This is a genomic window from Bacillus sp. Bwzl_19 (genome assembly GCF_054900515.1).
The window spans coordinates 3,659,392-3,684,269 of sequence record NZ_CM142729.1; the positions used below are offsets into that span (position 1 = coordinate 3,659,392).

Below are 24,878 nucleotides of genomic sequence, written 5' to 3' on the forward strand. Positions count from 1 at the left end.
CTCAAATCCGCTCCCCCCTCTCAAACCTATAAACCTAATTCCCGCCCCCATTGTGACACTTTGTCTACATGATACGGGAGCAGCTCTCCTCCCCGATTGTCGAAGATTCTCCGCAATTGGGTATGAAGCCCTTTCTCAAGTGTCCTCTGCAAATAAGACATTTTATAAAGCGTCATAGGTGGGGTCTGAAAATGAATGCCCCGCTTTTTCATTTCTTTCGTATACACTTTTACGCAATACGTCCGAATGTCTTCCGCGTGCGGGCTCCAATCTTTTCTGAAGCCAAGCAGAATTTCAACCAGCACCGTCATATCAAACCAAACCGGCGCGGATTTTGCTGATTCCCAATCGATGAATTGAATATCCCACGGTTCATGGCCGGACGCATCGTGGGTGCAAATATTCTGCATATGAAGGTCGCCATGTGTAATGGCTGAGCCGTTTTGCATCAATTCAGGGAAAAAATCCGGCCCTTTTCGCTCCAGCAGGTTTGCGATTTGCCGGTAATGAGGCTTTACGATATCCTTTGTTCGATCATCTTTGAGGGCCCGATCCAGTAATTCCGCTGTCTTTTTGATCTGCTTTTTACGCCCCTTCCTCATGGTTTCCGATTCATATACCGGCAGCCATGACCGCCATTTCCCGTCAGAAATTTTCTTGTTTTCAAAGGTGCGGCTGTGCAGTTCAGCAACAGACGGAATAATATACCGAAAATGCTTAGGATGAAATGTAAGCTGTCCCCTGATCTGGCTGACAAACTCCATAAATATCCACGTTTCCCGGCCGTTTTCTTCTATAAGATATATGTCCGGCATCAAATCCCCTAAGACGGCACGGGCTTTACTGTACATATTAATCTCGGCCTTGTTTTTGTCACGGGAGGATTTATACACCTTCAAAATCAGCGGGACGGTGCCGGATTTCTTTTTCACAAGCAGTTTATAAATGGCGCTTCTGTCTGTTGTTTTCAGGCATGTGATGTCATCCGGGTTCACAGCCGCCTTTTCGCCAAATGAATGCGACAGTTTTTCGTCAATTCTCAGTTTCTGAAATGCTTCATACAAAATATCCTTTTCAGACATGCTGATCTTCCTTCCGCTTCCGTTTCCAGCTGTTTTTGAGATGGGACCAAGTGTTTCTGATAAACGGCATTGGGTCATTCCAAGCAAAAAGAGCATACTCCTTTTTTCCTTTACACCCTTTCCAGAAATCCCGGAACGTCATTTCTCCTCTTTTTCGTTTCTTCAAAAACGTTAAGAAGTAACGCACCTCATAAATCCAATTGATTCCCTCTTTTTGCTCGAGCTGAGGCTTCACATGCTGTCCGGTCAAATACTGATAGTACATGTAAACAAAATGAACGCCTGCCGGTTCTGTCAGACTATGGCTGAGCCAAAAGCGCGGATTAATTTCTATGAATTTGTAAACATTGTCACGGGGGTCCTTTTTAAATTCCGCCATGCCTACTCCTTTCAGCTGAATCGCTTCAAAAAACGGCAGGGTCTTCTCAATTAATTCAGGAATCCGTTTGCTCACGACATGAGCTCCCGCGCCAAAATCAGCAGGGAATTGATGGTTTTTTTGCAGAGAAAATAAGCCCATTAATTTCATTTGGTCATCATAAAAAGTGGCGACTTTATAAAAACAATGATTGTCTCCGGGAATGATTTCCTGCACGAGCAGTTTTCCATTTTCTCTGTAGGAGCTGAACTCCTTGCGCAATTGTGCCGCATCCTTCATCACAATTGCTTTCTTGTTTACTTTTTTCCTGTATTCATGGCCGGACACCGGTTTTAAAATACACGGAAACTCAATATTGGCGATGGCCTCTTCCAATTCATCCTGATTGTTCGGAAAAAAGGTTTTCGGGCAGGGGATGTTATGCTTCAACGCCAGTTCATATGCTTTGCTTTTATCTAAAACCGTTTCTAACAGAGAGTGGCTCGGAAGCAAAAATAAAAAAAAACCGGCTAATGTTTTGCGGAATTTAGATATAAATCCCGCATAATCATCAGATCCTGCGTACAGAACCGGTTTTGCTTGAAATCGCTTCCCGAAATCAGTCAGAAATGACAGAAGTTCTTCCTCTTGTGTTAAAGGACTGGGACATATCCCGCAATCTGCTAATCTTGATTTTCCGATACGATAAGGTCCCTCCGTGTCAAACGCGTAAACATCTATTCCTCTTCGGGCCAGGCTTCGAATCATCCCGATCCCGTTTGCACTGAAATCAAGTACAACGGCCGCATGTTCATGTTTCATGATTTCCCTCCGAGTTTGATGGTATTTTGATAAATGGATTCGATATTTTTTATCATCGTCTCACTGCTTAAATATTTCTCTGCGTAGGCCTTTGCATTTAAAGCAGCTCTCTGCCGCGCAGGTTTGTTAGAGATAAAAAACGCTAATGCCCGGGCAAGATCCTTTGCATTGCCCGGCTCGACAATAAGCCCCGTTTTGTTATGGCGGATCAGATCCGGGATGCCGCCGCAATCGGTCGCGATGATGGCCGAGCCGCTGAACATCGCTTCAATAATAGAAATGGGCAGACTATCATTAATGGTCGGCAGTACGAATATGTCCGTCCCTTCCAAAATAGCGGGAACATCATCTCTTTTTCCTAAAAAGGAGACCATTGATAGTTTCAGTTTTCGAGCCTGTTCCTCCAGAGCGCTCCTTCTCTCTCCGTCGCCCACGATCAGCACTTCTACATGATCAAGTACATTAGCCGGAATTCGAGAAAGTGCGTCCAGCAAATGATTATGCCCTTTTCTCGGGCCTAATCTCGCAATACATGAGATGATGATTTTATTTTTCGGTAACGGCGTTTTCTTTTTCAAGCCTGTTTTTGCATCGTAATCGATTCCTGTGACCACCGTTGTCATGTCTTCCTGTACGGCTCCAAGCTTCATCAGCGGGCTGCGAAACGTATCGCTGATAATAATCAGGCGATCTGAGTATTCAATGGCTTTCATCTCTAGTTTTTTGTAATAAGCCTCTTCTACCGAGCCTTTTTTAAATATGTGAAATTTAAGTCTGTTGAAAGTAAACATGCCATGCGGTGTAAACAATAAAGGTTTTTTATAGATGCGGTTGAATCTGCCTAATATATTGGCTGTAAATAAATCCTGAGCATGAAACACATCATATTTTCCCAGATTCATCTTTTGAAGCATTTGCTCATATATGAACATCAGCCGATTATTTCTCAAAATATGATCGTTATAATCCCCGTATCTGTCTCTAAAGAAATCTTTTAATAACGGAACAACAGCCGTCCGCAGTTTTTTTACTTTTGCGGAAGGAAACTGATTGGGGGATATGATATCCACCTTATGGCCTCTCCTTTTCAGTCCCTCACTAAGTGTTTTAATATAGTTGGATAAACCGCCGGTGTGCGGGTAGTCCCAAAATGTGGCAATCAGGATGGATAACTTCTTTTTCTTCCTGTATACTCGCGGAATACGATGTGACTGTTTCATCTGGGTCTTGATTGCTGTCTTTTTTTGCGGGCGTGTTTTGACCCCGTAGTACTGATCAAGCGTCTGGACCATATATGGATATGGGATGGTAAACATCTCGTTCATTTCCAGATCCTCCGTACGACTTCAAATGCCTCGGCGTATTCTACGCCCGCTGTCATCCCTCTGACTCTTCCTAAATGTTTAACGCCTTCATATGAACGGGGATGAGGAAAATCCCTCATTTCTACGTCATAGTGGTGAAGCGCCGCAAGTTTGTCGTCCATCGTCTCTGTGATATCAACGAAGTAATTGGGCTTGAAGAGTTTATCAGCCGTATTCCTCTCCCACTCGCTTGAAGACAGCGTTTCAAACGTAAGCAGTTCAATAGGCTTTTGATTCGGAAGAGGTCTGGCGGCTGTCAAAACTGCTTGGAATGTTCTCTGGTGGTCCATATTGATATCACCGTAATGATGAGTAAAGATTTTATCAGGCTGATAGACGCGAATGAGCTGTTCTAATTCTTTGACAAGCTTATGAAGAGGGATACATTCAAGTTCTAAATTCGTATGCTCTAAAAAGATGACTTTCTCAATTCCGAGCTCTTGATTCGCCCGTAATTGCTTAATGTGATGCGCTTCTTCTTTTCTGCCTAATGCCGTAATAATGGAAATCACTTTATATCCTTCATTGATCAGCCGTTTTATGGTGCCTGCTGACCCCAATAGTTCATCATCAGGATGAGCACCGATGACCATAATGTATTCTTCCATTTTTTCCACACTCCACCAAACAAATGTTACAAGTATCATATGACGACCCCAAAAAAAGGAAACTTACATGTGCGGATTTTCAGAAACTTGCATGTGCAGCTGCCATTCCAGGTAACGTGACGGATCTAATTTTTTCACGGTGGTCAAAAACTCAGCCGCCAAGCCGTATTTTTCCAGCCCTTTTAACAGTTTTACGGGCACTCGGGCATCGGAAGAAAAGGCTCTTTTATGGTCGATGACTTTAAGTTCACCGTCTTCGTTGATCAGAATGTGCCTGATTTCGGCATCCCATCTGGTAAAACCGAGATCCTTTAATTCATCCAGCATATTTAAAACAGCAGCTGTCAGTTCTGCGGATAGAGATTTTTCTGTTTTGATATGGCTGGCAAGGGAGGTGCCTTGGACATATTCCATCACAATATAATGATCTCCGTATTCATGCAGTCTTGGAATCACCGGTGAAACTTGTCCGATCTGAAAAGCGGCCAATTCCTTCTTGCATGTCTCTTCTTCAAAAAAATATTTTATACATTGGTTAGGTGTTAAGAGGTAGACTTCCCCGTCTTTTCCCTTGCCGATCAGCGGATAGTCCTCCAGCACCTTTTTATTCTCAGAGTTTTGAAAGAAGTTTTCAGAAAAAAATCGCTTCATACCGACACATCCTTCGTTATGATGTAATATAATATGCAATTTGATAACCTTCGGATATGAAACATTCTTATCATTTTCTTGCGATGCGCCTCTGATGACATAAAAAAAACCCGCCGGATCGGCGGGTTTTTCATTTGATATTACGCTTCTTCTTTTACGTGAACCTTCAGCACGGCCTGAACCTCAGGATGCAGCTTTACAGGCACATTTGTATATCCCAGTGTACGGATACCGTCTTGAAGCTCCAGTTTCCGTTTATCCACTTTAATTTTATGCGTTTTTTGCAGCGCTTCTGCAATCTGTTTGCTTGTGACAGATCCGAATAGGCGGCCGCCTTCACCGGATTTGGCACTCAGCTCAACAGTCAGCTGTTCAAGCGTTTCTTTTAAGTCTTTCGCTCTTTCAAGCTCAGCAATCGCTTCTTTTTTCTCTTTTTCTTTCTGTCCTTTCAATGCGCTCACGTTTGTCGCATTTGCTTCGACAGCGAGACCTTTTTTAATGAGAAAGTTATGTGCATAACCGTCTGCTACGTTTTTCATTTCCCCTTTTTTTCCTTTACCTTTTACATCTTGTAAGAAAATAACCTTCATCTCTGAACGCCTCCCTCAAAATATTCATCAATGGCTTCCTTCAGCCGGACAAGCGCTTCGGAAACAGAAATGCCCGATAACTGGGTCGCCGCATTGGTTAAATGCCCTCCGCCGTCCAGCGCCTCCATAATAATCTGCACATTGACCTCGCCAAGCGATCTCGCACTGATGCACACCGTATGTTCATCCCGTCTGGCTACGGCAAATGAAGCTTCCACTTCACTCATCGATAAGAGGGAATCGGCCGCCTGCGCAATCAGCACCTGGTCAAAGTACTCCTCTTCGTTCTCAGGTAGAGAAGCAATCGCGATATTTTCTTTATATAGAGATGTATGCTGGATCAGCTTCGCCCGCTTGATATAAGAACCGACCGATTCTTTGAGGACTTTCTGCACCAGAACCGTATCTGCGCCTTTCGCTCTTAAATAAGAAGCGGCGTCGAACGTCCGCGAGCCCGTGCGAAGGGAAAAGCTCTTCGTATCCACTATTATACCAGCTAACAAGGCCGTCGCTTCAATCATATTGATTTTGAGCCGCTTCGGCTGGTACTCAAGCAGCTCCGTCACGAGTTCCGCGGTGGATGAAGCGTATGGCTCCATATAAACGAGCAGCGGATCTTTAATAAATTCCTCGCCTCTTCGGTGGTGGTCAATCACAACGATGTGCTCGATTTTGTTCACGAGACGCTCTTCCATCACAAAGGACGGTTTATGTGTATCCACGACGACAAGCAGCGTGTCATCATTTGAAATTTCCATCGCCTCTTCCGGCGTGATAAACCGCGACCACAGCTCTTCGTATTTTTTAATTTCTTCAATCAGGCGCTGAACACTTGATCCGATCTGGTTCGGATCAATGACGATGTAGCCTTCCTTGCCGTTGGCTTGCGCCACCTTCAATATTCCGATTGCGGCTCCGACTGCGTCCATGTCAGGAAATTTATGCCCCATGATAATGACATTGCTGCTTTCTGATACAATTTCCTTGAGCGCGTGGGAAATCACCCGTGCACGCACCCTTGTGCGCTTCTCCATCGGATTCGTTTTGCCGCCGTAAAATTTCACCTTGCCGTTCGGCATTTTGATCGCCACTTGGTCGCCTCCGCGGCCGAGAGCCAGATCGAGACTGGACTGCGCCAGATCTCCAAGCTCCTTCAAGGAAGAAACCGATGCGCCGATGCCGATGCTGAGGGTCAAAGATACAGTGTGAACGGATGTTTTTTCACGGATTTCATCCAAAATCGAAAACTTCGCGTTTTCAAGCTCCGTTAATATGTGTTCATTTAACACTGCGATAAACCGCTCCGAGGACGTCCGCTTCAGGAAAATGCCGTACTCCTGCGCCCATGCATTTAATAATGAGGTGACCTGGCTGTTCATCGTGCTTCTCGTTTGGTCATCCAGCCCCTGTGTGACATCATCGTAATTATCTAAAAAGACATATGCCAGCACGGTTCTCTCATTTTCGTACTGCTTTTCAATCTGAATCTGTTCTGTCACATCAAAGAAATAAAGCAAGCGCTCATCTCTTTTAATCACCACTTTAAATTTCCGCTCATTCAAGGTGATCGTTTCCGAATCGACCTCCTGCTTGATCAGCGGCACGACGGCCTCACATGTGTCATACAGCGAGCGCCCGACGAGCGTGCTTTCATTAAAGCAGGAAGACAAAAACGGATTCGCCCACTCAATGTAATATTGATCATTAAACAGCATAATCCCGATAGGCATTTCCATTAATGCCTCTTCGCCTACTTTTTTCAATCTATACGATAACGTGGAGATATAATCGTCAATTTCTCTTCTGATCAGAGAATCCGCACGCTTAATGAAAAACAAGATCACGGCGAGCAGCACAACGCCGACGGCTCCTATCACCCAGTTAAAGCAGATGCTGATGAGGATTATGATGATTGATAATGCAATCAATGCATAGATGGGATACCGAAACAACGGTTTTTCATAAAAACTAGGCATTTCTATCAACTCCCCACCTGTAAGTCACACTCAATTTCGCGTCACCTTATTTCTTATGTTAAAGCCTATGTCAATGATGCCTAAGAGGAGATACACGGACAGGATGAACGGAAAAAGCACACCCAGCACAATCGCTAATACAGGAACGGCTTTTGGCATCTCCATCTCATGACAGTAGAAAAAAATAAACGCTAATCCTTGAATACAAATCAGCAAGCTGAGAATAAATCCCCCATTCAATGAAACCGAATACAGCATATGCCCTTTTTCCAAATGCAGAAACCCTAATATCGTCACAATAAAGTACAGAATGACAACGCTTTGCGGGAGTTTGAGCTCTCTAAAAGGCTTCATCTTCGGAAGATCGGGGTAGAATCGCCTTAAAAGCGGCCTTGCCATCGCATAACTGATGAAAGCAAAAACAACACCGATCAATACGAGCGCGGCCGGAAAAAGATATTGAAGCGTGCTCAGCTGATTTTCCATCAGTTTCATCTGCTTCCCGAACTGATCTCCGTAACCCAGCTGCTTTGACATGGCATCTGCCACAGACAGCGACTCCCGAAGCTGGGACATGGTGTTATCAACCACATTCATATTAAGAAACACGATGCTGACTACAAAAAAAACGACGCCGCACAGCACATACGCCAAAGCGCCGGATGCAACCGCATAACCGGGCTGTTTCTTTTTAAAGTAATATCCCATAGCGATTCCCGTACAGACCGCCGTAAAAGCGCCTGTAAGCCCGGCAAACGAACTCACAATAAAACTGACAGGAAGGCTGGCAAGACCCATCCATATCCCCGGCTTCAGACCGTGCCTAATGGTATAAAGAATGATCGGCAGCGGCAAAGCAAAGAGAAGAACCGCCCCCAGTAAAGGGAGGTACACGACCAAAAGGGAAATGATTGCAAAAATACTGATCAAAATGGCGCCTTCTATTAGAGCCCTTGTATTTTTCACTTACTCACCTCAAACCTTGTATCATTCTGAACATACGAATAGAAAAGAGCAGCTTAGACGACTGCTCTTTTGACGCCGCAATGTCTCATTCAAGACCTGAATTTTCCATAAACTCTCCAAAATACACGTATATATTTTAACATAAGTCAAAATCGTAAGTAAAATGAGCGCGGGCAGCCGCAATGTTCCATGTGAAACATTGAAACAGATAAACGGACATCCCCGTGAAAGAATGCCCGTTGTATCAGTGATCCTGATCATCCATGAAACCAGAAGTATCTCTGTTTTTCTTTTTGGTTTTTCGTACATATAACAAGACGATAACGATAAGTAAGAGAGTGGTTGCCTGTAAAACACCGCTGCTGAAAAGGAAGAAGTTCTTTATCATGTCCCACATATAGTTTCACCTCTGTTTCGTATTTCCTTTACATTGATTTTCCCTTTCTGGAAACTTCAAAACATCAGGAACAACATCGGAACCGGGGCATATGCTGATAGTGAAAATGAAGGATAAAGGAGATTCTTACAACATGACTGAGCGGAGAACATTAGCATGGCATGAAACGTTAGAATTGCACGAGTTAGTCGCTTTCCAGGCAAACGGACTTGTGAAATTAAAAAGAACAGAACGGGAAGTCAGCGATGCCAGACTAAAACAGCTTTACAGATTTTCCATCCATTCGCTGGAACAAAATCTGCGTGAGCTGCTTCCTTTCTTCCCTGAAGCACCCGGCTTTCGTGAAGATGAAACAGAAGAGCGCGCTGATTCCTCCTTTTACAGCGGCGGCCTGCTGAGCATGGCCAAAACGTCCGTGCGCAATTACGCTGGAGCCATTACAGAGACGGCCACACCTCAATTAAGGACCGTCTTCGTCAAGCACTTAAACGCGGCCATCAAGTGGCATCAAATGGTCTTTGAGTATATGGAAGAACACGGTCATTATCCGGCTCATAACCTGAGTGAATTACTGAAAAACGACGTTCGCAACGCCAGAAAGGCCATCGCGATGAAATAAAAAAAAGCAGCAAGGAATGTCATCCTTTGCTGCTTCTTATTTTTGAACGGACTGATCTCGAGGAGACGTTTTTTCCCGGTATGTCTCAAGAAACTCCCGGTTGGCATCTCCCCATTCCTTCATCTGCAGCACGATCGGTTCAAGCGACCTGCCGAATTCGGTCAGTGAATACTCCACCTTTGGAGGCACCTGCTGATACACCTCGCGATGCACGATGCCGTCCGCCTCAAGCTCACGAAGCTGAAGCGTCAGCATACGCTGCGTAATGCTGGGACAAATGCGCCGAAATTCATTAAACCGCTTTTTTCCGCCGATCATATGATAAAACAAAATGCCCTTCCACTTTCCGCCGATAACGGAAAGCGTCAGCTCAACCGGACAACCTTCTTTATTCGGATATATGTTCATTTTTCATCCTCCATAGTACCTTTTTTGATACTATATGCTGATTAGCATCTGACTTACCCAGTATTTTACTCGCAATCATCTCTCCCTCTCAACAAAAACGCTTCTTTTTCACATCAATTTTTAAGGTTTTGAAGATTACACCCTCCGCAAGACGTGTTAAACTATAAAAAGATTGTTTACACTACAAAAAAGGACAAGGAGTTATTATGGAAAAAATTCTTATTTTCGGACATCAAAACCCAGACACAGATACCATTTGCTCTGCCATTGCCTATGCTGATCTAAAAAATAAACTCGGCTTCAACGCTGAGCCTGTCCGTCTCGGACAAGTCAACGGCGAAACACAATACGCGCTTGATTATTTCAAGCAGGAAAGCCCGCGTTTCGTGGAAACAGCCGCAAACGAAGTAAACGGCGTCATCCTTGTTGACCACAATGAACGCCAGCAAAGCATTAAGGATATCGAAGACGTTCAGGTTCTTGAAGTGATCGACCACCACCGTATCGCTAACTTCGAAACAGCGGAACCTCTTTACTACCGTGCTGAGCCAGTCGGCTGTACGGCTACAATCTTAAACAAAATGTACAAAGAAAATAACGTGAAAATCGAGAAAGAAATTGCGGGCCTCATGCTGTCAGCAATTATTTCTGACTCTCTGTTATTTAAATCTCCGACTTGCACAGAGCAAGATATCGCGGCGGCAAAAGAGCTTGCTGAAATTGCCGGCGTAGATGCGGAAGAGTACGGCTTAAACATGCTGAAAGCAGGCGCGGACTTAAGCAAGAAAACTGTGGAAGAGCTGATTTCTCTTGATGCGAAAGAGTTCACACTCGGCAGCAAAAAAGTCGAAATCGCCCAAGTTAACACAGTTGATATTGAAGATGTCAAAAAGCGTCAGCCGGAATTAGAAGCGGCTCTTTCAAAAGTAATTGCTGAGAAAAACCTTGATCTGTTCCTTCTTGTAATTACGGACATTTTGGAAAACGATTCTCTAGCGCTTGCCATCGGTGATCAAGCGCCAAAAGTGGAGAAAGCGTTCGACGTCACGTTAGAAAACAACACGGCTCTTTTGAGAGGCGTTGTATCCAGAAAGAAACAAGTCGTTCCTGTTTTAACAGATGCGATTGCAGAATAACCAAAACACCCCGGACACCTGCCGGGGTGTTTTTTTATAGCATCGCGATTTTGTAAGCGTATACCCTGACAAATCACTTTGACGCATTTTGATATGTGGTATATAATATATCACACACAAAGCGCGCATTTTCTAATTATTGTAAATCAGCGCAACAACAACAGAATCGGGGGTTTATACGCTGGAAAAACACGCTTCTCTTTCTTATTCACGAACAACAGGAATTTGGCTTGTGCTTACAGGTGCTATCTTATGGGGTGTCTCAGGGACGGTTGCCCAGTATCTGTTTCAGCACCGCCATTTTAATACAGAATGGCTGACTTCAGTGCGCCTGCTTCTGTCAGGCGTACTTCTGCTCGGGATTGCGTACCGAAAAGAAAAAGGGCGCATATGGGCCGTTTGGAAAGACAAGCAGGACAGAATTCCTCTTCTCTTATTCGGGATTTTCGGAATGTTAGGCGTTCAATACACCTATTTTGCGGCAATTGAGTACGGCAACGCGGCCACCGCTACCGTTCTCCAATATTTAGGGCCGGCCATTATTACTTGCTTTTTAGCGATCCGCGCAAAGAGAATTCCTTCAGGAAAAGAACTGATGGCTGTCTTATTAGCGGTTGCAGGCACATTTATTTTGGTCACGCACGGGAATGTCGGCAGCCTGTCTATATCCGGTCTGGCTGTTTTTTGGGGCATCAGCTCGGCATTTGCGCTGGCGTTTTACACCCTCCAGCCGCATCGGCTTTTGAAGAAATGGGGCTCCGCCATTATTGTCGGATGGGGCATGCTGATCGGCGGAGCCGTTCTCAGCCTGATTCAGCCGCCTTGGAAGTTTGAAGGCCAATGGTCGTTGTCCGCATATGCCGCGATCGTGTTTATCATCATTTTCGGAACGCTCATCGCTTTTTATTGCTATTTGGAAAGCCTGAAATATCTGAGTGCCTCTGAAACCAGCCTCCTCGCCTGTGCAGAGCCGCTGTCAGCAGCTTTTTTAGCGGTGATCTGGCTGCATGTTCCCTTCGGAATATCAGAATGGCTGGGTACTTTACTGATTTTAGCCACCATCGCTTTATTATCTATCAAGAAAAAATAACCTCTCTTTTTTAGAGAGGTTTTTCCCTAGGCCTGAAGCACCCTTTAGTCTCAATTACCCATAAATTAAAAGGCCTTTTTTCGTTTTACTATCATTCAAAAGAGGAAAATAGACCAGTTGTCAATAGAATCAGAGTCTAATAGAATGAGGTCGAAAAGTAAATCACGCAGGATTGTTACTGATAAAGCAGGCAAGACCTAAAATGTGTTAAGGGCAAAGTGTATTCTTTGGCGTCATCCCTTACATATTTTGGGTCTTTTTTTCTGTAACAAACCTGCCATCCATGAATTCGGGAGGATCGAAAGGGCAGATCGCAAAAAACAGTACATACAGAAGGAGACATGAACATGAACATCAAAAAAATTGTAAAACAAGCCACAGTTCTGACTTTTACGACTGCACTTCTGGCAGGAGGAGCGACTCAAGCCTTCGCGAAAGAAAATAACCAAAAAGCATACAAAGAAACGTACGGCGTCTCTCATATTACACGCCATGATATGCTGCAGATCCCTAAACAGCAGCAAAACGAAAAATACCAAGTGCCTCAATTCGATCAATCAACGATTAAAAATATTGAGTCTGCAAAAGGACTTGATGTGTGGGACAGCTGGCCGCTGCAAAACGCTGACGGAACAGTAGCTGAATACAACGGCTATCACGTTGTGTTTGCTCTTGCGGGAAGCCCGAAAGACGCTGATGACACATCAATCTACATGTTTTATCAAAAGGTCGGCGACAACTCAATCGACAGCTGGAAAAACGCGGGCCGTGTCTTTAAAGACAGCGATAAGTTCGACGCCAACGATCCGATCCTGAAAGATCAGACGCAAGAATGGTCCGGTTCTGCAACCTTTACATCTGACGGAAAAATCCGTTTATTCTACACTGACTATTCCGGTAAACATTACGGCAAACAAAGCCTGACAACAGCGCAGGTAAATGTGTCAAAATCTGATGACACACTCAAAATCAACGGAGTGGAAGATCACAAAACGATTTTTGACGGAGACGGAAAAACATATCAGAACGTTCAGCAGTTTATCGATGAAGGCAATTATACATCCGGCGACAACCATACGCTGAGAGACCCTCACTACGTTGAAGACAAAGGCCATAAATACCTTGTATTCGAAGCCAACACGGGAACAGAAAACGGATACCAAGGCGAAGAATCTTTATTTAACAAAGCGTACTACGGCGGCGGCACGAACTTCTTCCGTAAAGAAAGCCAGAAGCTTCAGCAGAGCGCTAAAAAACGCGATGCTGAGTTAGCGAACGGCGCCCTCGGTATCATAGAGTTAAATAATGATTACACATTGAAAAAAGTAATGAAGCCGCTGATCACTTCAAACACGGTAACTGATGAAATCGAGCGCGCGAATGTTTTCAAAATGAACGGCAAATGGTACTTGTTCACTGATTCACGCGGTTCAAAAATGACGATCGATGGTATTAACTCAAACGATATTTACATGCTTGGTTATGTATCAAACTCTTTAACCGGCCCTTACAAGCCGCTGAACAAAACAGGGCTTGTGCTGCAAATGGGTCTTGATCCAAACGATGTGACATTCACTTACTCTCACTTCGCAGTGCCGCAAGCCAAAGGCAACAATGTCGTGATCACAAGCTACATGACAAACAGAGGCTTCTTCGAGGATAAAAAGGCAACATTTGCGCCAAGCTTCTTAATGAACATCAAAGGCAATAAAACATCCGTTGTCAAAAACAGCATCCTGGAGCAAGGACAGCTGACAGTCAACTAATAACAGCAAAAAGAAAATGCCGATACTTCATTGGCATTTTCTTTTATTTCTCAACAAGATGGTGAATTCAACTATGGCACGAAAATGGCCCATTGCAATATTGATCTTTCTGGGTGCGTTCCTGTTTGTCGGATTACTGCCGGACAAAAACCACAATTCCTCTGAAACAAACACGGCGCATAAGACGGATTACCGGGCGGCGTATCATTTTACGACCCCGGACAAATGGAAAAACGACCCTCAAAAACCGATTTTTTTCGAGGGGAAATATCATTACTACTATCTTTATAATCGGGACTATCCGAACGGCAACGGCACAGAATGGCGGCACGCCGTATCAGAGGACTTGGTGCACTGGACGGATGAAGGCACGGCTATTCCGAAATACACCAACCAAAACGGCGATATATGGTCCGGTTCTGTCGTCATTGATAAGCACAACACGGCAGGCTTCGGCGAAAACGCACTGGTCGCCGTAACAACACAGCCGACTGCCAAAACACAAGCACAGGAACAATATTTATGGTACAGCACGGATAAAGGAAAAACATTTACATCCTATAGTGATCAGCCCGTTATGAAAAACCCTGGCACTAAGGATTTCCGGGACCCGAAAGTGATCTGGGATGAGCAGGATGACAAATGGGTGATGGCCATGGCCGAAGGCGAAAAAATCGGTTTTTATGAATCACCCGATTTAAAAAATTGGCAATACACGGGCGGTTTTATCACGCAGGAGATCGGCCTCGTCGAATGCCCCGACCTTTATATGATGCGTGCAGATGACGGAACGACCAAGTGGATTCTCGGCGCAAGCGCAAACGGCAAACCTCAGGGCAAACCGAATACGTACGCTTATTGGACCGGAAACTTTGACGGGAAAGAATTTACTGCCGATCAAGCAGAACCGCAATGGCTCGATTACGGCTTTGACTGGTACGGCGGCGTCACATTTGAAGACGGCAACAGCAAAGATCCGCTGACAAAACGCTATGCGCTGGCATGGATGAACAATTGGGATTATCCGGATGAAACACCGACAATAAAGAACGGCTTTAACGGCACGGATTCTATCGTTCGTGAAATCCGCCTTCAGCAGCAGGACGGCGGCACATACAGCCTGATGTCAGAGCCGGTTGAAGCATTGAACCAATTAACCTCTTCAACTGACAGCATTGAAGACAAACAGGTGAACGGTTCTGAGACACTGCCGATCAAGGGTGATACGTATCAGCTTGATATGGATATCGCTTGGTCTGATATCAAAAATGCAGGCGTCAGACTCAGAGAATCAGCAGACCAAAAGCGGCATATTGATGTCGGTATTTCAACAGAAGACGGCTATGCCTATGTAAACAGATCGTTTACAGACCAGCCTGATAAAACCGGAACATACGCCGAAAGCAAAGCGCCATTCGACGGCAACAAGGGCCGCGTCCACCTGAAAATTCTCGTGGATAAAACAAGTATTGAAGTATTTGCAGACGACGGAAAAACCGTCCTGACCAATGAAGTGTTCCCAAAAGCCGAAGATCAGGGCATTACCCTCTTTTCTGAAGGCGGTACCGCTGACTTTCAGCATATTGAGATGAAGCATCTCGGTTCGATTCATCCTTAGGCTCCCTCTTCATTTCTTATCAGCGTCCGGACTGTGTTAAAATGCAGATATGTATATTACGATTCATGAGGTGTTCCATTGGATAATCAAAACAAAGAACCTGTGCTGAAAAGAACCATCATGCGGGACGAAGTGTATCACACGCTCAGAAACTGGATCATAACGGGCAAGCTCAAACCGGAAACAAAGTTAAAGGACAAGGAACTGTCAGAAACATTAGGAATCAGCCGCACCCCGATACGAGAAGCGTTATTGCGATTGGAAGATGACGGCTTGGTAATAACAAAGGCAAACAGATGGACGCTTGTCGCTCCGATTGAGGTAAAAGAAGCGGAAAACTTATATTCCATTGTCTGGACGCTTGAAAAACTCGCAATGCAGCAAGCCCTCCCTCATATGGACGCTGCAGTGATTCAGGAATTAAAACAGCTTAATGAGGATCTGCTTCAAACGATGAAAGACGGCGATAAAATGGCCATTCTGGAAGCGGATAATGCATTTCATCATCGCATCATTCTGCTTGCGGACAACGTTGAGCTTCACAAATTGCTTGTCAGCCTGAAAGTAAAAATTCAGAGAATGGAAATCCGCTATTTCAGTGAGAACGACGCGTTAAACAGATCATATAACGAACACTCTGATATCATTCACGCATTAGAACAGCAGGATGACGGCGCTGCCCTAGCAGCGCTTGAGGCAAATTGGAAATACAGTTTAGAACGCCTGCAAAACATGTAATAGCGAAACGAAAAATCCAAATCATATGATTTGGATTTTTTCACAAGACAGCCGCGCTGGCTGTCTTGTTTACTTTTTGTTTATATATAAATAAATACCGTAATCCGTCGGCACAGAAGCATACCCCATCTGTCTGAGCATGGCTGTTATATTCCCGCGATGATACGTTCCGTGGTTCACAACATGGAGAACCATATCGGCCGCCGCGGTTTTCATAATGTCACCTGATGGATGCTCTATTTCAAGGGGAAGGCTGATATTTTCTTCTTTTTGCAAAAATAGTTGATATCGGTCTGATAATTCCAAAAACATATCTTCCAGCTCTTCTATCTCTTTAGACAAGATCTCCTCTTTTTGCTGATCAGCTGATTTCAGCGTATCCTCCAGACGCTCTCCGGAGAACACATCAAACCATCCCTTATCCGACAAATACACATGAGTCAATACATCGGCTATCGATGGAAAGACACTTTGAATCTCCTTACGGTACACATCCTCCGGAAGCTCTTTAAGCCGGGTGAATATTTGCTGATTTGCCCAAAGATGATAATCATACAATTGCAGTGCCGGATGTCCCACAAAACCCTCTCCTCTCTCGATATAGAACGTACGTTCTTAATTATACCACGCTACATACGGCTTTGTACCGTTTTCTTCATTTGCAGCTGCGAAAATCCGATAATAACCGAAAATAATAAAAGAAGACCCGCGCCGACATAAATAAACCGCACGCCGAATACATCCGAGATAACCCCCGTTCCGATAATGGAAAACATAAAGATAAACTGAACTAAAGCTGATCTCGCCGCTAATATATTGACTCGTGTCTGTTCGGTCGTGATGTTTTGAAGAAATGTTTCCTGTGTCAGATCTCTTAATACACAAGCGGGCCCCATGCACAGCACCAGAAAGAGGGCCAGAACGGCGCTGCTGATCAGTCCATAAATAAAAGTGAACATTCCATATGCCAGGGCTCCCGTCAGCATAAACGGAATGAGGTTGCGCTCAAACTTACCGGATAACCTATATATGATCAATCCGCCCAGCATCGTCCCGGCATAATAGACTCCGTTCACGTATCCCCACCACGCTTCTCCTTTATGAAGTACATCATGCACATACGTTAAGGACACAGACCCGATCCATATCATGCCCGCCCACGATTCGATCACATCCATCACAATGAGGATTCTCAGCTGTTTTTGCCGAAATAAATACGCCCAGCCGCTTGCCGCACTTGCAAAAAGTGAACGTCTCCTGACTGCTTCCGGCGGAGCGCACATGTGCACTTGAAGAAACAGAATGATGCCCAAAACCGAAGAAACCAGTAACATGACAGTGATGATAATCGTATAGCTTTCTCCCAAAAACGCGATGATGACGCCGCCCAAAGACCAGCCCGCAAACTGAACGGTCTGATCAGCCGCAGATAATAAGCCGTTCGCTTTTACCCTTTGATCAGGGGGAATGATTTCTCCGATCAGCGCGCTTTTTACCGGAGCGAACCATCCGTTGCAAAAAGAAATCCCTCCGATCAGACAAAACAGCAGAAAAAAGAAAGCGGATGAACCGGTTTGGATGACATAAAACAAACAGACTAACAGTATCACCTGTATCAATTGAGAACCGATCAGCAAAGACCGAAGCGTGAACCGGCCGGTAACCAGCGGCAAAACGGCGCTGCCCAATACGCGAAATACAATGCTGACGAACGTCATAAGAGAGGCCATCGCCGTCGAACCGGTTTTTGTAAACAAAAACAAGATGACAGCCATCGTATAAAGGGAGAACCCCAAGTTGACAGCGGTCTGGCTGTATAAAATAGAATAATACGCTCTCCTCATATTCATCCTCTGCAAAACCCCCGCTCCCTGATTATGTAAATCATACCATAACCGCTGACCAGCAATCTTATAAAAACACAGATTGACATGGAGTCCGCTCCATCTATTAAGCTTTTATGAGCAGAGAGATTCCCTGCCGCAAAAACAAGCCGATGCTTACGCGCATCGGCTTTAAAATTAACCCCAAAATCATCTCAAGAACCAGCGACACAAAGGCCCCGTCCAAGGGAACCTTCCATTTTTCACCGTAATATAAGGCAAAACGGAGAAACCAAATCCGCTCACCACTCCACAGTTCCAATGTTTGTAAATGGAGATACGTTCCTCCAATAAAGAATGATAAAAAGGGCTTCCTTCCCGGAAGCCCTCACTCCGTCTGCTTACGCCAATAAAAGAAAAATAAGCGCTAAAACAGCCGGAAGTCCTTGTTTTACGATAATTGATTTGTTTGAAGTAAAGCCTCCGAAAATGGCCGCTATGACCACACAAATGACGAAAAACATTTGAATCATATGACCAACCGGATCAGCTCCGAGGATCAGCCCCCAAATGAGGCCGGCAGCCAGAAATCCATTATACAGACCTTGATTTGCAAACATGACCGCTACATTCCGATCACCTTCTAAATGCTTCGGCAAATTGAAAGACCGCTTGGCAGCCTTCGAATTGATAAAAAACATTTCAAGTATCATGATAAATACATGTTCTAAGGCTACGATTCCGACTAAAACAGCTGCAATAATGTCCACTGTCTCTCTCCTCTCAGCTTTACTTCAAAATTATTTCCATTGTGCGATCGTTTCGATAGGGAGACGGTAGGAAGCATATCCTTCGTCCGCCGCTTTTCCGATTGACAAAAGCATAACCGGTACATAACGGTCTTTTTCCAGTCCGAAAACGTCGGCGATCTTTTCTTTGTCGTAGCCGCCGATCGGGTTTGTGTCATAGCCGTGCGCGCGGGCCGTAAGCATCAGCTGCATGGAAACGAGACCTCCGTCAATCAGAATGGTTTCACGGTTCACTTGCTCCGGCAGTTTTTCAAAATGTGCCGTCAAAGCAGCAATTTGTCTGTCTTTTACTTCCTGCGGCATATAGCCCAGTTCGACTGCTTTTGAATAAATTTCTTCTAAATATTCATCATTCTTCATATCTGCAAAAACCGCGATAACCGCAGAAGATGTGCTGACTTGTGTTTGGTTAAAGCTTGCAAGCGGTGCGAGTTTTTCTTTTCCTTCCGGGCTGTCAATTACGAGAAAGCGCCACGGCTGCGCGTTGACTGAAGACGGCGCTGTCGTTGCTTCTTCCAGGATCTGAGTCATTTCTTCTTTGCTGATTTTTACGGCCGGATCATAATTCCGAATAGAACGGCGGCCTTTCATAATGTCCATAAAATCATTTGTTTTCAGTTCTGTTTTCATGTGTAAACACTCCTATGCTTTCATATTCTCTATATTTTTCTGCATCTGTGATAATACGTTCTTTAACATACTGCGTTCTTCCGCGCTGACGCCGGCAAGCATTTCCTTTATGAAACGCTCCTTCTCTTTTTTGGAAGTCTCAATTCTCTCCCGCCCCTGTTCAGTAAGCCTGACAAGTATGATTCGGTTGTCCTCGGGCTTCCGTCTTCTTGTGACCATTTCTTTGGCTTCAAGCTGTCTCAAGTGTCTTGTAACGGCTGCGCCATCAATATTCACCTTTTTCTGAAGATCGCTTTGGCTGATCTCATCAACGTGAAAGAGCACGGCGAGAAGCTCAAGGCGGGATTGGCTGATTCCGGTGCACGCTTCAAATTTTGCTCCGATCACTTTATGCAGTGATTGAAGCTGATATAAAATCTCGCCTTCCTGTGAACAACATGTTGTCAAAACCCATCCCCACTTTCTTATGCAAAATTAATTGACTAGTCAATGTTTGATACATCAACAATATACATCCATCATTCTTTTTTTGCAAGTTTTTTCTCCTTTTTTTAAAAAAAGCTGCCGGTTAACGGCAGCTCTTAATGATTATGAACTTTTCTGAAATTACTGCCTTTTACTTCAGCCACATCATAGACCGTCACAAAGGCTTGCTTATCAATGTCATTAATAATTTCCTTCAGTTTGGTTTCTTCCAAACGGTTGATGACACATGTAATTTCTTTGAATTTTTCATGGGAAAAACCGCCGTATGCTTCTTTGTAAGTAGCGCTGCGGCCCAATTCCTCACGAATTGTCTCTACCATTAATGCAGGCTCGTTGGTGATAATCTGAAATGTTTTAGAACCGCTTAAACCTTCTTCAACCACATGAATAACCTTAGACGCAATGTAGTAAGCAATGACGGAAAGCAAAGCGCCTTGCAGCCCGAACACAAATGAAACGAAAATAAACACAAAAATGTTTAAAAATAAAATGAGGTCGCTCGTGCCGAATGGCAATTTCCGTGACAGCAGCACGGCCAGCATATCAATTCCATCTAAAGCGCCGCCGTTACGCAATGCCAATCCCATTCCCAAACCAAGAATAATCCCGCCGACAACGGTGATTAATAGGGTGTCTCCCTCAATGATTGCCGGAGTGTGGTGGAAAAAAACCGTGCCCGCGGCAAGTGAAGCAATACCGATAATTGATAGAAACGCAAAGTTTTTCCCGATTTGCTTATATCCTAACCAGACAAACGGTATGTTGATAGCCGCAATTAAGATCCCAAGAGGCAGATGAAACAGCTGTGAACCGACAATGCTGAGTCCGGTCACCCCGCCGTCAGATACGCTATTCGGAATCAATACGGTTTCCAGCCCGTAAGCCGCTATAATTCCGCCGATAATGACCATAATAGCCCGTACGATAGATTTTGCTCTGGATTTCTTACGTTTTTGTTTTTCGATTGTACTCATCTCATTCCCCGCTTCAATTATTTTGTCTTATTTAAATATACCATAATTGATACTTTTCGTTAAAAAACAAGCCTGTCAGCCGATTTTGAAGCAGGAACCAAAAAAGGTGATTTTACAGATAACGTATCCATTTATGACCATTATCATTCAAAAACAGTAAAAGGAATTAACATCCATTAATATTCTCTTTTGTTTCCCTTCTTCACATATTCCCAATCATGTTCTATATTTTTTCTCACCCGCTGAAGGAGGCTGAAAATGGTTTCTTTTTCTTCAGGCGTAAAGCCGGACAAGGCTACTTCCGCAGAGTGCTCTCCTTCTCTTTGCAATAACGGGTAAACCTTTCTCCCTTTCTCAGTCGGGAACAGTTTTTTTATTTTTTTATTTTGATCATCAGGATGCTTTTCAATAAACCCTTGTATTTCCAGTTTCTTTATCGCTCTCGCCGCTGTTGTTCGGTCAACTTTAATCATTTCCGCCAATTTTTCTTGTATTATCCCCGGGTTTTCACATATTCGCACAAGATAGAGGTACTGCCCTTTGGTTAAGTCTAATTCTTTAAATTCAATATTGCTGATGGAATCCAATGCCCGTGCGATCATGCCGATTTCCCGCAAAATATCAGTCATATCTTTTCAAACCCTTCGTATTTTTATTGCATTTGCAATAAAAATGTTTTATCGTTACTTCTATAAGACCACAAGCAAGCCGTGCAGTCCAGACTAATATGTGAAAAGGATTGATTGATCATGAAGATAAAAAGAATCACAACGGAAATTGATTTACAAACAGCTTTTGATATTAGAAAAACGGTATTCATCGAGGAACAGCAAGTACCTGAATCTGATGAATTTGATCAGTTCGATACGCTTCAGGAACAGTGCCGCCATATCTTGGTTTTTCATGAAAATCAGCCTGTCGGCACAGGACGCGTCCGCATCGTAAACCATACAGGTAAGCTCGAACGAATCTGCATCCTGAAGCCTTACCGCAAATACGGATTAGGCAAAGTGATGATACGCGAATTAGAAAACATCGTGAAAGAAAAAGGCATCACTCAATGTAAACTGCATGGACAAACACATGCGGAAGGCTTTTATCACAAACTGGGCTATCAGACAAGTTCACCGGAATTTATGGAAGACGGCATCCCGCATGTCTTAATGACAAAAGAGTTGGCTTCGCCTAATGACAGTGAAACATCCGGATCCCTTCTTTTTTGATCTTTTAAAAAAAACGAATCAGAAAGAAGACGCTCCAGCAGCCCACAACCCTGAGGACTGGTTCCCATGGGGAGAAGAGGCCTATCTATAAAATAACGAAAGCCTTATACAGGGGCTTTTTTTCTTACCCAGAAACAATTTAAAGCGGGCTTCACCCGAGTATAAAACTTTACTTGAAACGGTTATGCCTTGACAAATACAAATACTTGAAATACGGTATTTCAAGAAATACTGAAATATAATCAAATATGATGAAAGGGGATGATTAAACTGACACACGAATCAGCTGTTAAAATATACAAAGCGCTCGGCGAATCAACACGTTTAAAGATTGTGAAGATGCTCACCGAACATTCAGAGATGGCTTGCTTAGATATGGGCACTCGTTTAAATATCACTTCCCAATCAACATTAACATACCATTTAAAACCGTTGCTGGATTGTGAACTTCTATCCGTTCGAAAAGAAGGAACGTTTCGTTACTATCGTTTAAATCGCCAAGTCCTAGAGCAATATGCCCCCACTTTACTCAATAAATAAAGTGGGAAAATTCTTCACATCCATTATTTCAGTATTTATAGAAATACCGAGAATACACTTACATAAACGTTAATTTGAAGGGAGTTTTAAAAATGTCAACATTCTTCATACCAGAAAAGTCAGAGTTCGTAGAGGCAAACGGAGTTCATTTTGCTTATAGAAAATTTGGAAAAGAGACAGGAACCCCTCTTGTTTGTTTAGTCCACTTCAGAGGAACAATGGAAAATTGGGACCCAGAGCTTATGGGGAGGTTGGCTGCAGATAGACCTGTTATCATTTTTGACAATACCGGTATCGGTGAATCAAGTGGTGAAACGCCTTCTACTGTAGCTCAAATGGCTAAGGATGCTGCATCCTTCATTAACGCACTAGGTTTGAAACAGGTCGATATTTTGGGCTTTTCCCTTGGCGGCTTTGTAGCTCAAGAGTTAGTCATGCAGCATCCTGATTTAATTCGCCGAGTTATATTGGCTGGAACCGCTCCTCGATCAGGAACCGGATTAAGATCCAGAAATGATGTACGTGAGGCCAGCACGGGCAATATAGAAGATGCTGATTCCGCCATCGAACAATTCTTGTTCCTATTTTATCGTCCAACAGAAACTAGCCGTGCACGTGGAATTGCATCATTAAAACGTATTTTTGGCCAGAAAAAATTTAATAGTTCTTTGCAAGTGCTTAAAGCACAAAGTGAGGCAATAGCAGAATGGGCTAAACAAGGATCAGATCAATCATATAAATGGTTAAACAATATCACGCACCCCGTACTCGTAACAAACGGTATTGACGACGTTATGGTTCCAACCGAGAACAGTTATATTCTTTCACAACATCTCCCTAACGCCCAACTCATCATTTATCCGGATTCTGGACACGGACACTTGTTTCAATATCCTCACCTATTTGCCGAACATGCGAAGCTTTTTCTTGATGCATAGACTTTAAATAAGTTTCACTGCTTGTATATAGTATGACGTCTTCATTAACAGCAAACCAGGGAGAATAATCTTGAAAAGATTGATTAGAATTATTCTCCCGATATAATCTGAATAAGCTAATATTTAATATCCGATAATCAATATTTGTTTGAGCCGATGCTGGTCAGCATCGGCTATTCGACTTGTCATTGATGTCATGATTTGTTCTTATAGTGTAATAATACCTGTATTATTGGGTAATATCACCTTAAATTTAACTTAATTTCCTCAATGATTAATAAAATACATCTTTCTTTTTGTATAACTTTGAGTGATTACATGATTAAGGAGATGTTTGCATTATTAAAAGTTTTCAGTAAGTCATTAGTTATTATGATGACGATTGTATTTAGCTTTGCTGTTTTCTCAACTTCAATGAGCCAGTCAGCACACGCTGCGGTGGAGAATGAGTAAATTTAGGGAAAGGTTATAAAGCTAGATTTGATGAGCCTCATGATAAAAAGACTGGTAAATGGCATGTACATGTATACAATGGAAAAAAAGAAATTGCCAGTGAAAATATGGATGGAACAAGCCATGATGGAAGTCACTTATCAAAAGCACCTAAATCAGCAGTCAAGAAATTAAAGAGTACTTCTCAATGGAAAAAGTATAAGAAAAAAGAAAATCAACTTTCTGAAGCTCGAAAACAAGTACATAAAAAAAGCTGGTGGCAGATGGTAATTGATCCTACACCTCTTATTGTGTTAGCTGCGGCATTAGCCATTGCATTAGTAGCTTAAATTAAGAAACGGAGATAAAGGAATATGAGAACTTTAAACACGAGATTTAAACGTTTATTGAGATTAAGAGATTTTGAATTCTTTCAAGTGGAATTAAACGATGATGACAGAACTGCTTTTTTGTTATTCATTGATGAAAGATCGCTAGATTCTGAAGAAGGTAATAATGTAAAAATATTTCTAATTTCCCATTTTGAGTTATCTGAATTGTCATATCAAGATGTACTAAGTTTTAATGATGACCTTTTAGGTATGAAATATAATTGTTCATATGTAATGGACACTTTAACTGTTAAAGAGGAGTTTGATTTCGATTTTCCATTTGACATGCTTGCAATTCGAGAGTATGTTCAAGAGTTATTGTCCACTTTAAAAATAGACAAAAAACTCCCTAAACTTAAAGAAACGGATTTTAATTATTTATCTCAAGAATAGTAAGTACGTTAGATAAAAAATAAATATTTAAGTTTAGTTTTGATTTGTC

The 24,878-nt window shown here is 43.3% G+C and carries 28 protein-coding genes; 11 read left to right on the plus strand and 17 right to left on the minus strand.

Annotated features, from left to right (window positions below; translation table 11 throughout):
- Positions 1-26: 26 nt before the first annotated feature.
- The 9 genes from ACW5MY_RS19345 to ACW5MY_RS19385 form a co-directional block, all read right to left on the minus strand.
- On the minus strand, positions 27-1,082 hold the full coding sequence (locus ACW5MY_RS19345; RefSeq protein WP_289394050.1) for a phosphotransferase: 1,056 nt from the start codon (positions 1,080-1,082) through the stop codon (positions 27-29).
- Positions 1,075-2,262 (minus strand): carboxylate--amine ligase, encoded by a 1,188-nt coding sequence (locus ACW5MY_RS19350; protein ID WP_013354227.1) that lies wholly within the window; start codon positions 2,260-2,262, stop codon positions 1,075-1,077. The genes ACW5MY_RS19345 and ACW5MY_RS19350 overlap by 8 nt, the downstream gene beginning before the upstream one ends.
- The gene (locus ACW5MY_RS19355; protein ID WP_061574034.1) at positions 2,259-3,587 is read right to left on the minus strand and encodes a glycosyltransferase family 4 protein; all 1,329 of its coding nucleotides are present in this window, start codon (positions 3,585-3,587) and stop codon (positions 2,259-2,261) included. Before ACW5MY_RS19355 ends, ACW5MY_RS19350 begins: the two co-directional genes overlap by 4 nt.
- Positions 3,584-4,234 carry a PIG-L deacetylase family protein gene (locus tag ACW5MY_RS19360; RefSeq protein ID WP_041481689.1) on the minus strand — a complete coding sequence of 217 codons (651 nt, stop codon included), beginning with the start codon at positions 4,232-4,234 and terminating at the stop codon, positions 3,584-3,586. Before ACW5MY_RS19360 ends, ACW5MY_RS19355 begins: the two co-directional genes overlap by 4 nt.
- 63 nt (positions 4,235-4,297) lie before the next feature.
- Complete coding sequence (locus ACW5MY_RS19365; RefSeq protein ID WP_013354230.1) at positions 4,298-4,885, minus strand: serine/threonine-protein kinase; 588 nt, start codon at positions 4,883-4,885, stop codon at positions 4,298-4,300.
- 140 nt (positions 4,886-5,025) lie between these two features.
- Complete coding sequence (rplI, locus tag ACW5MY_RS19370) at positions 5,026-5,475, minus strand: 50S ribosomal protein L9 (RefSeq protein ID WP_013354231.1); 450 nt, start codon at positions 5,473-5,475, stop codon at positions 5,026-5,028.
- Complete coding sequence (locus ACW5MY_RS19375) at positions 5,472-7,451, minus strand: DHH family phosphoesterase (RefSeq protein WP_193351155.1); 1,980 nt, start codon at positions 7,449-7,451, stop codon at positions 5,472-5,474. Before ACW5MY_RS19375 ends, rplI begins: the two co-directional genes overlap by 4 nt.
- A 30-nt stretch (positions 7,452-7,481) precedes the next feature.
- Positions 7,482-8,417 carry a YybS family protein gene (locus tag ACW5MY_RS19380; RefSeq protein ID WP_088613779.1) on the minus strand — a complete coding sequence of 312 codons (936 nt, stop codon included), beginning with the start codon at positions 8,415-8,417 and terminating at the stop codon, positions 7,482-7,484.
- Between the two features lie 244 nt (positions 8,418-8,661).
- Positions 8,662-8,814: a hypothetical protein gene (locus ACW5MY_RS19385; RefSeq protein WP_004393059.1), complete on the minus strand. Its 153-nt coding sequence runs from the start codon at positions 8,812-8,814 to the stop codon at positions 8,662-8,664.
- A gap of 133 nt (positions 8,815-8,947) precedes the next feature.
- On the opposite strand from ACW5MY_RS19385, the gene ACW5MY_RS19390 reads away from it, so the two are divergent.
- On the plus strand, positions 8,948-9,433 hold the full coding sequence (locus tag ACW5MY_RS19390) for a spore coat protein (RefSeq protein ID WP_014471311.1): 486 nt from the start codon (positions 8,948-8,950) through the stop codon (positions 9,431-9,433).
- A 36-nt stretch (positions 9,434-9,469) separates the two neighbouring features.
- Here the strand turns inward: ACW5MY_RS19390 and ACW5MY_RS19395 are convergent, their stop codons facing one another.
- Positions 9,470-9,841: a winged helix-turn-helix transcriptional regulator gene (locus tag ACW5MY_RS19395; RefSeq protein WP_013354236.1), complete on the minus strand. Its 372-nt coding sequence runs from the start codon at positions 9,839-9,841 to the stop codon at positions 9,470-9,472.
- A 206-nt stretch (positions 9,842-10,047) separates the two neighbouring features.
- On the opposite strand from ACW5MY_RS19395, the gene ACW5MY_RS19400 reads away from it, so the two are divergent.
- From ACW5MY_RS19400 to ACW5MY_RS19420, 5 genes are all read left to right on the plus strand, one after another.
- Positions 10,048-10,977 carry a manganese-dependent inorganic pyrophosphatase gene (locus ACW5MY_RS19400; protein ID WP_013354237.1) on the plus strand — a complete coding sequence of 310 codons (930 nt, stop codon included), beginning with the start codon at positions 10,048-10,050 and terminating at the stop codon, positions 10,975-10,977.
- A gap of 181 nt (positions 10,978-11,158) precedes the next feature.
- Positions 11,159-12,067 carry a DMT family transporter gene (locus tag ACW5MY_RS19405; RefSeq protein WP_258565402.1) on the plus strand — a complete coding sequence of 303 codons (909 nt, stop codon included), beginning with the start codon at positions 11,159-11,161 and terminating at the stop codon, positions 12,065-12,067.
- A gap of 347 nt (positions 12,068-12,414) precedes the next feature.
- Entirely contained in the window at positions 12,415-13,833 is a 1,419-nt protein-coding gene (locus ACW5MY_RS19410) for a glycoside hydrolase family 68 protein (protein ID WP_013354239.1), read from the plus strand.
- Positions 13,834-13,906: 73 nt separating this feature from the next.
- Positions 13,907-15,451: a glycoside hydrolase family 32 protein gene (locus ACW5MY_RS19415; protein ID WP_014472414.1), complete on the plus strand. Its 1,545-nt coding sequence runs from the start codon at positions 13,907-13,909 to the stop codon at positions 15,449-15,451.
- Positions 15,452-15,529: 78 nt separating this feature from the next.
- Positions 15,530-16,189, plus strand: coding sequence for a GntR family transcriptional regulator (locus ACW5MY_RS19420; protein WP_013354241.1), 660 nt, complete (start codon positions 15,530-15,532; stop codon positions 16,187-16,189).
- A gap of 69 nt (positions 16,190-16,258) precedes the next feature.
- On the opposite strand, the gene ACW5MY_RS19425 is transcribed toward ACW5MY_RS19420, so the two are convergent.
- The 7 genes from ACW5MY_RS19425 to ACW5MY_RS19455 all read right to left on the minus strand — a co-directional run bounded on the left by ACW5MY_RS19425 (position 16,259) and on the right by ACW5MY_RS19455 (position 21,540).
- Positions 16,259-16,768: a DinB family protein gene (locus ACW5MY_RS19425; RefSeq protein ID WP_013354242.1), complete on the minus strand. Its 510-nt coding sequence runs from the start codon at positions 16,766-16,768 to the stop codon at positions 16,259-16,261.
- A gap of 50 nt (positions 16,769-16,818) precedes the next feature.
- Positions 16,819-18,039 (minus strand): MFS transporter, encoded by a 1,221-nt coding sequence (locus tag ACW5MY_RS19430; protein ID WP_013354243.1) that lies wholly within the window; start codon positions 18,037-18,039, stop codon positions 16,819-16,821.
- A 374-nt stretch (positions 18,040-18,413) separates the two neighbouring features.
- Positions 18,414-18,782 (minus strand): DUF1304 domain-containing protein, encoded by a 369-nt coding sequence (locus ACW5MY_RS19435; protein WP_013354244.1) that lies wholly within the window; start codon positions 18,780-18,782, stop codon positions 18,414-18,416.
- Positions 18,783-18,812: 30 nt separating this feature from the next.
- On the minus strand, positions 18,813-19,451 hold the full coding sequence (locus ACW5MY_RS19440; protein ID WP_013354245.1) for a nitroreductase family protein: 639 nt from the start codon (positions 19,449-19,451) through the stop codon (positions 18,813-18,815).
- 12 nt (positions 19,452-19,463) lie between these two features.
- Positions 19,464-19,919: a MarR family winged helix-turn-helix transcriptional regulator gene (locus tag ACW5MY_RS19445; protein ID WP_289394473.1), complete on the minus strand. Its 456-nt coding sequence runs from the start codon at positions 19,917-19,919 to the stop codon at positions 19,464-19,466.
- 113 nt (positions 19,920-20,032) lie between these two features.
- On the minus strand, positions 20,033-20,911 hold the full coding sequence (locus ACW5MY_RS19450) for a YitT family protein (protein WP_013354247.1): 879 nt from the start codon (positions 20,909-20,911) through the stop codon (positions 20,033-20,035).
- 176 nt (positions 20,912-21,087) lie between these two features.
- Positions 21,088-21,540 carry a MarR family winged helix-turn-helix transcriptional regulator gene (locus tag ACW5MY_RS19455; protein WP_013354248.1) on the minus strand — a complete coding sequence of 151 codons (453 nt, stop codon included), beginning with the start codon at positions 21,538-21,540 and terminating at the stop codon, positions 21,088-21,090.
- Between the two features lie 120 nt (positions 21,541-21,660).
- On the opposite strand from ACW5MY_RS19455, the gene ACW5MY_RS19460 reads away from it, so the two are divergent.
- The 5 genes from ACW5MY_RS19460 to ACW5MY_RS19480 all read left to right on the plus strand — a co-directional run bounded on the left by ACW5MY_RS19460 (position 21,661) and on the right by ACW5MY_RS19480 (position 24,829).
- Positions 21,661-22,134 carry a GNAT family N-acetyltransferase gene (locus tag ACW5MY_RS19460; RefSeq protein ID WP_013354249.1) on the plus strand — a complete coding sequence of 158 codons (474 nt, stop codon included), beginning with the start codon at positions 21,661-21,663 and terminating at the stop codon, positions 22,132-22,134.
- A gap of 261 nt (positions 22,135-22,395) precedes the next feature.
- A complete protein-coding gene (locus ACW5MY_RS19465) occupies positions 22,396-22,674 on the plus strand; it encodes an ArsR/SmtB family transcription factor (protein ID WP_125123541.1) in 279 nt (92 codons plus the stop codon).
- Positions 22,675-22,766: 92 nt separating this feature from the next.
- On the plus strand, positions 22,767-23,612 hold the full coding sequence (locus ACW5MY_RS19470; protein ID WP_289394052.1) for an alpha/beta fold hydrolase: 846 nt from the start codon (positions 22,767-22,769) through the stop codon (positions 23,610-23,612).
- 560 nt (positions 23,613-24,172) lie between these two features.
- Positions 24,173-24,394: a hypothetical protein gene (locus tag ACW5MY_RS19475; RefSeq protein ID WP_289394053.1), complete on the plus strand. Its 222-nt coding sequence runs from the start codon at positions 24,173-24,175 to the stop codon at positions 24,392-24,394.
- 87 nt (positions 24,395-24,481) lie between these two features.
- On the plus strand, positions 24,482-24,829 hold the full coding sequence (locus tag ACW5MY_RS19480) for a hypothetical protein (RefSeq protein WP_462061919.1): 348 nt from the start codon (positions 24,482-24,484) through the stop codon (positions 24,827-24,829).
- Positions 24,830-24,878: the final 49 nt, after the last annotated feature.

Coding starts and splice junctions, on each gene's coding strand:
- ACW5MY_RS19345 (WP_289394050.1), bottom strand. CDS start 1,082: ATGTCTGAAAAGGATATTTTGTATGAAGCATTTCAGAAACTGAGAATT.
- ACW5MY_RS19350 (WP_013354227.1), bottom strand. CDS start 2,262: ATGAAACATGAACATGCGGCCGTTGTACTTGATTTCAGTGCAAACGGG.
- ACW5MY_RS19355 (WP_061574034.1), bottom strand. CDS start 3,587: ATGAACGAGATGTTTACCATCCCATATCCATATATGGTCCAGACGCTT.
- ACW5MY_RS19360 (WP_041481689.1), bottom strand. CDS start 4,234: ATGGAAGAATACATTATGGTCATCGGTGCTCATCCTGATGATGAACTA.
- ACW5MY_RS19365 (WP_013354230.1), bottom strand. CDS start 4,885: ATGAAGCGATTTTTTTCTGAAAACTTCTTTCAAAACTCTGAGAATAAA.
- rplI (WP_013354231.1), bottom strand. CDS start 5,475: ATGAAGGTTATTTTCTTACAAGATGTAAAAGGTAAAGGAAAAAAAGGG.
- ACW5MY_RS19375 (WP_193351155.1), bottom strand. CDS start 7,451: ATGCCTAGTTTTTATGAAAAACCGTTGTTTCGGTATCCCATCTATGCA.
- ACW5MY_RS19385 (WP_004393059.1), bottom strand. CDS start 8,814: ATGTGGGACATGATAAAGAACTTCTTCCTTTTCAGCAGCGGTGTTTTA.
- ACW5MY_RS19390 (WP_014471311.1), top strand. CDS start 8,948: ATGACTGAGCGGAGAACATTAGCATGGCATGAAACGTTAGAATTGCAC.
- ACW5MY_RS19395 (WP_013354236.1), bottom strand. CDS start 9,841: ATGAACATATATCCGAATAAAGAAGGTTGTCCGGTTGAGCTGACGCTT.
- ACW5MY_RS19400 (WP_013354237.1), top strand. CDS start 10,048: ATGGAAAAAATTCTTATTTTCGGACATCAAAACCCAGACACAGATACC.
- ACW5MY_RS19410 (WP_013354239.1), top strand. CDS start 12,415: ATGAACATCAAAAAAATTGTAAAACAAGCCACAGTTCTGACTTTTACG.
- ACW5MY_RS19415 (WP_014472414.1), top strand. CDS start 13,907: ATGGCACGAAAATGGCCCATTGCAATATTGATCTTTCTGGGTGCGTTC.
- ACW5MY_RS19430 (WP_013354243.1), bottom strand. CDS start 18,039: ATGAATATGAGGAGAGCGTATTATTCTATTTTATACAGCCAGACCGCT.
- ACW5MY_RS19440 (WP_013354245.1), bottom strand. CDS start 19,451: ATGAAAACAGAACTGAAAACAAATGATTTTATGGACATTATGAAAGGC.
- ACW5MY_RS19450 (WP_013354247.1), bottom strand. CDS start 20,911: ATGAGTACAATCGAAAAACAAAAACGTAAGAAATCCAGAGCAAAATCT.
- ACW5MY_RS19455 (WP_013354248.1), bottom strand. CDS start 21,540: ATGACTGATATTTTGCGGGAAATCGGCATGATCGCACGGGCATTGGAT.
- ACW5MY_RS19460 (WP_013354249.1), top strand. CDS start 21,661: ATGAAGATAAAAAGAATCACAACGGAAATTGATTTACAAACAGCTTTT.
- ACW5MY_RS19465 (WP_125123541.1), top strand. CDS start 22,396: ATGATTAAACTGACACACGAATCAGCTGTTAAAATATACAAAGCGCTC.
- ACW5MY_RS19470 (WP_289394052.1), top strand. CDS start 22,767: ATGTCAACATTCTTCATACCAGAAAAGTCAGAGTTCGTAGAGGCAAAC.
- ACW5MY_RS19475 (WP_289394053.1), top strand. CDS start 24,173: ATGGATGGAACAAGCCATGATGGAAGTCACTTATCAAAAGCACCTAAA.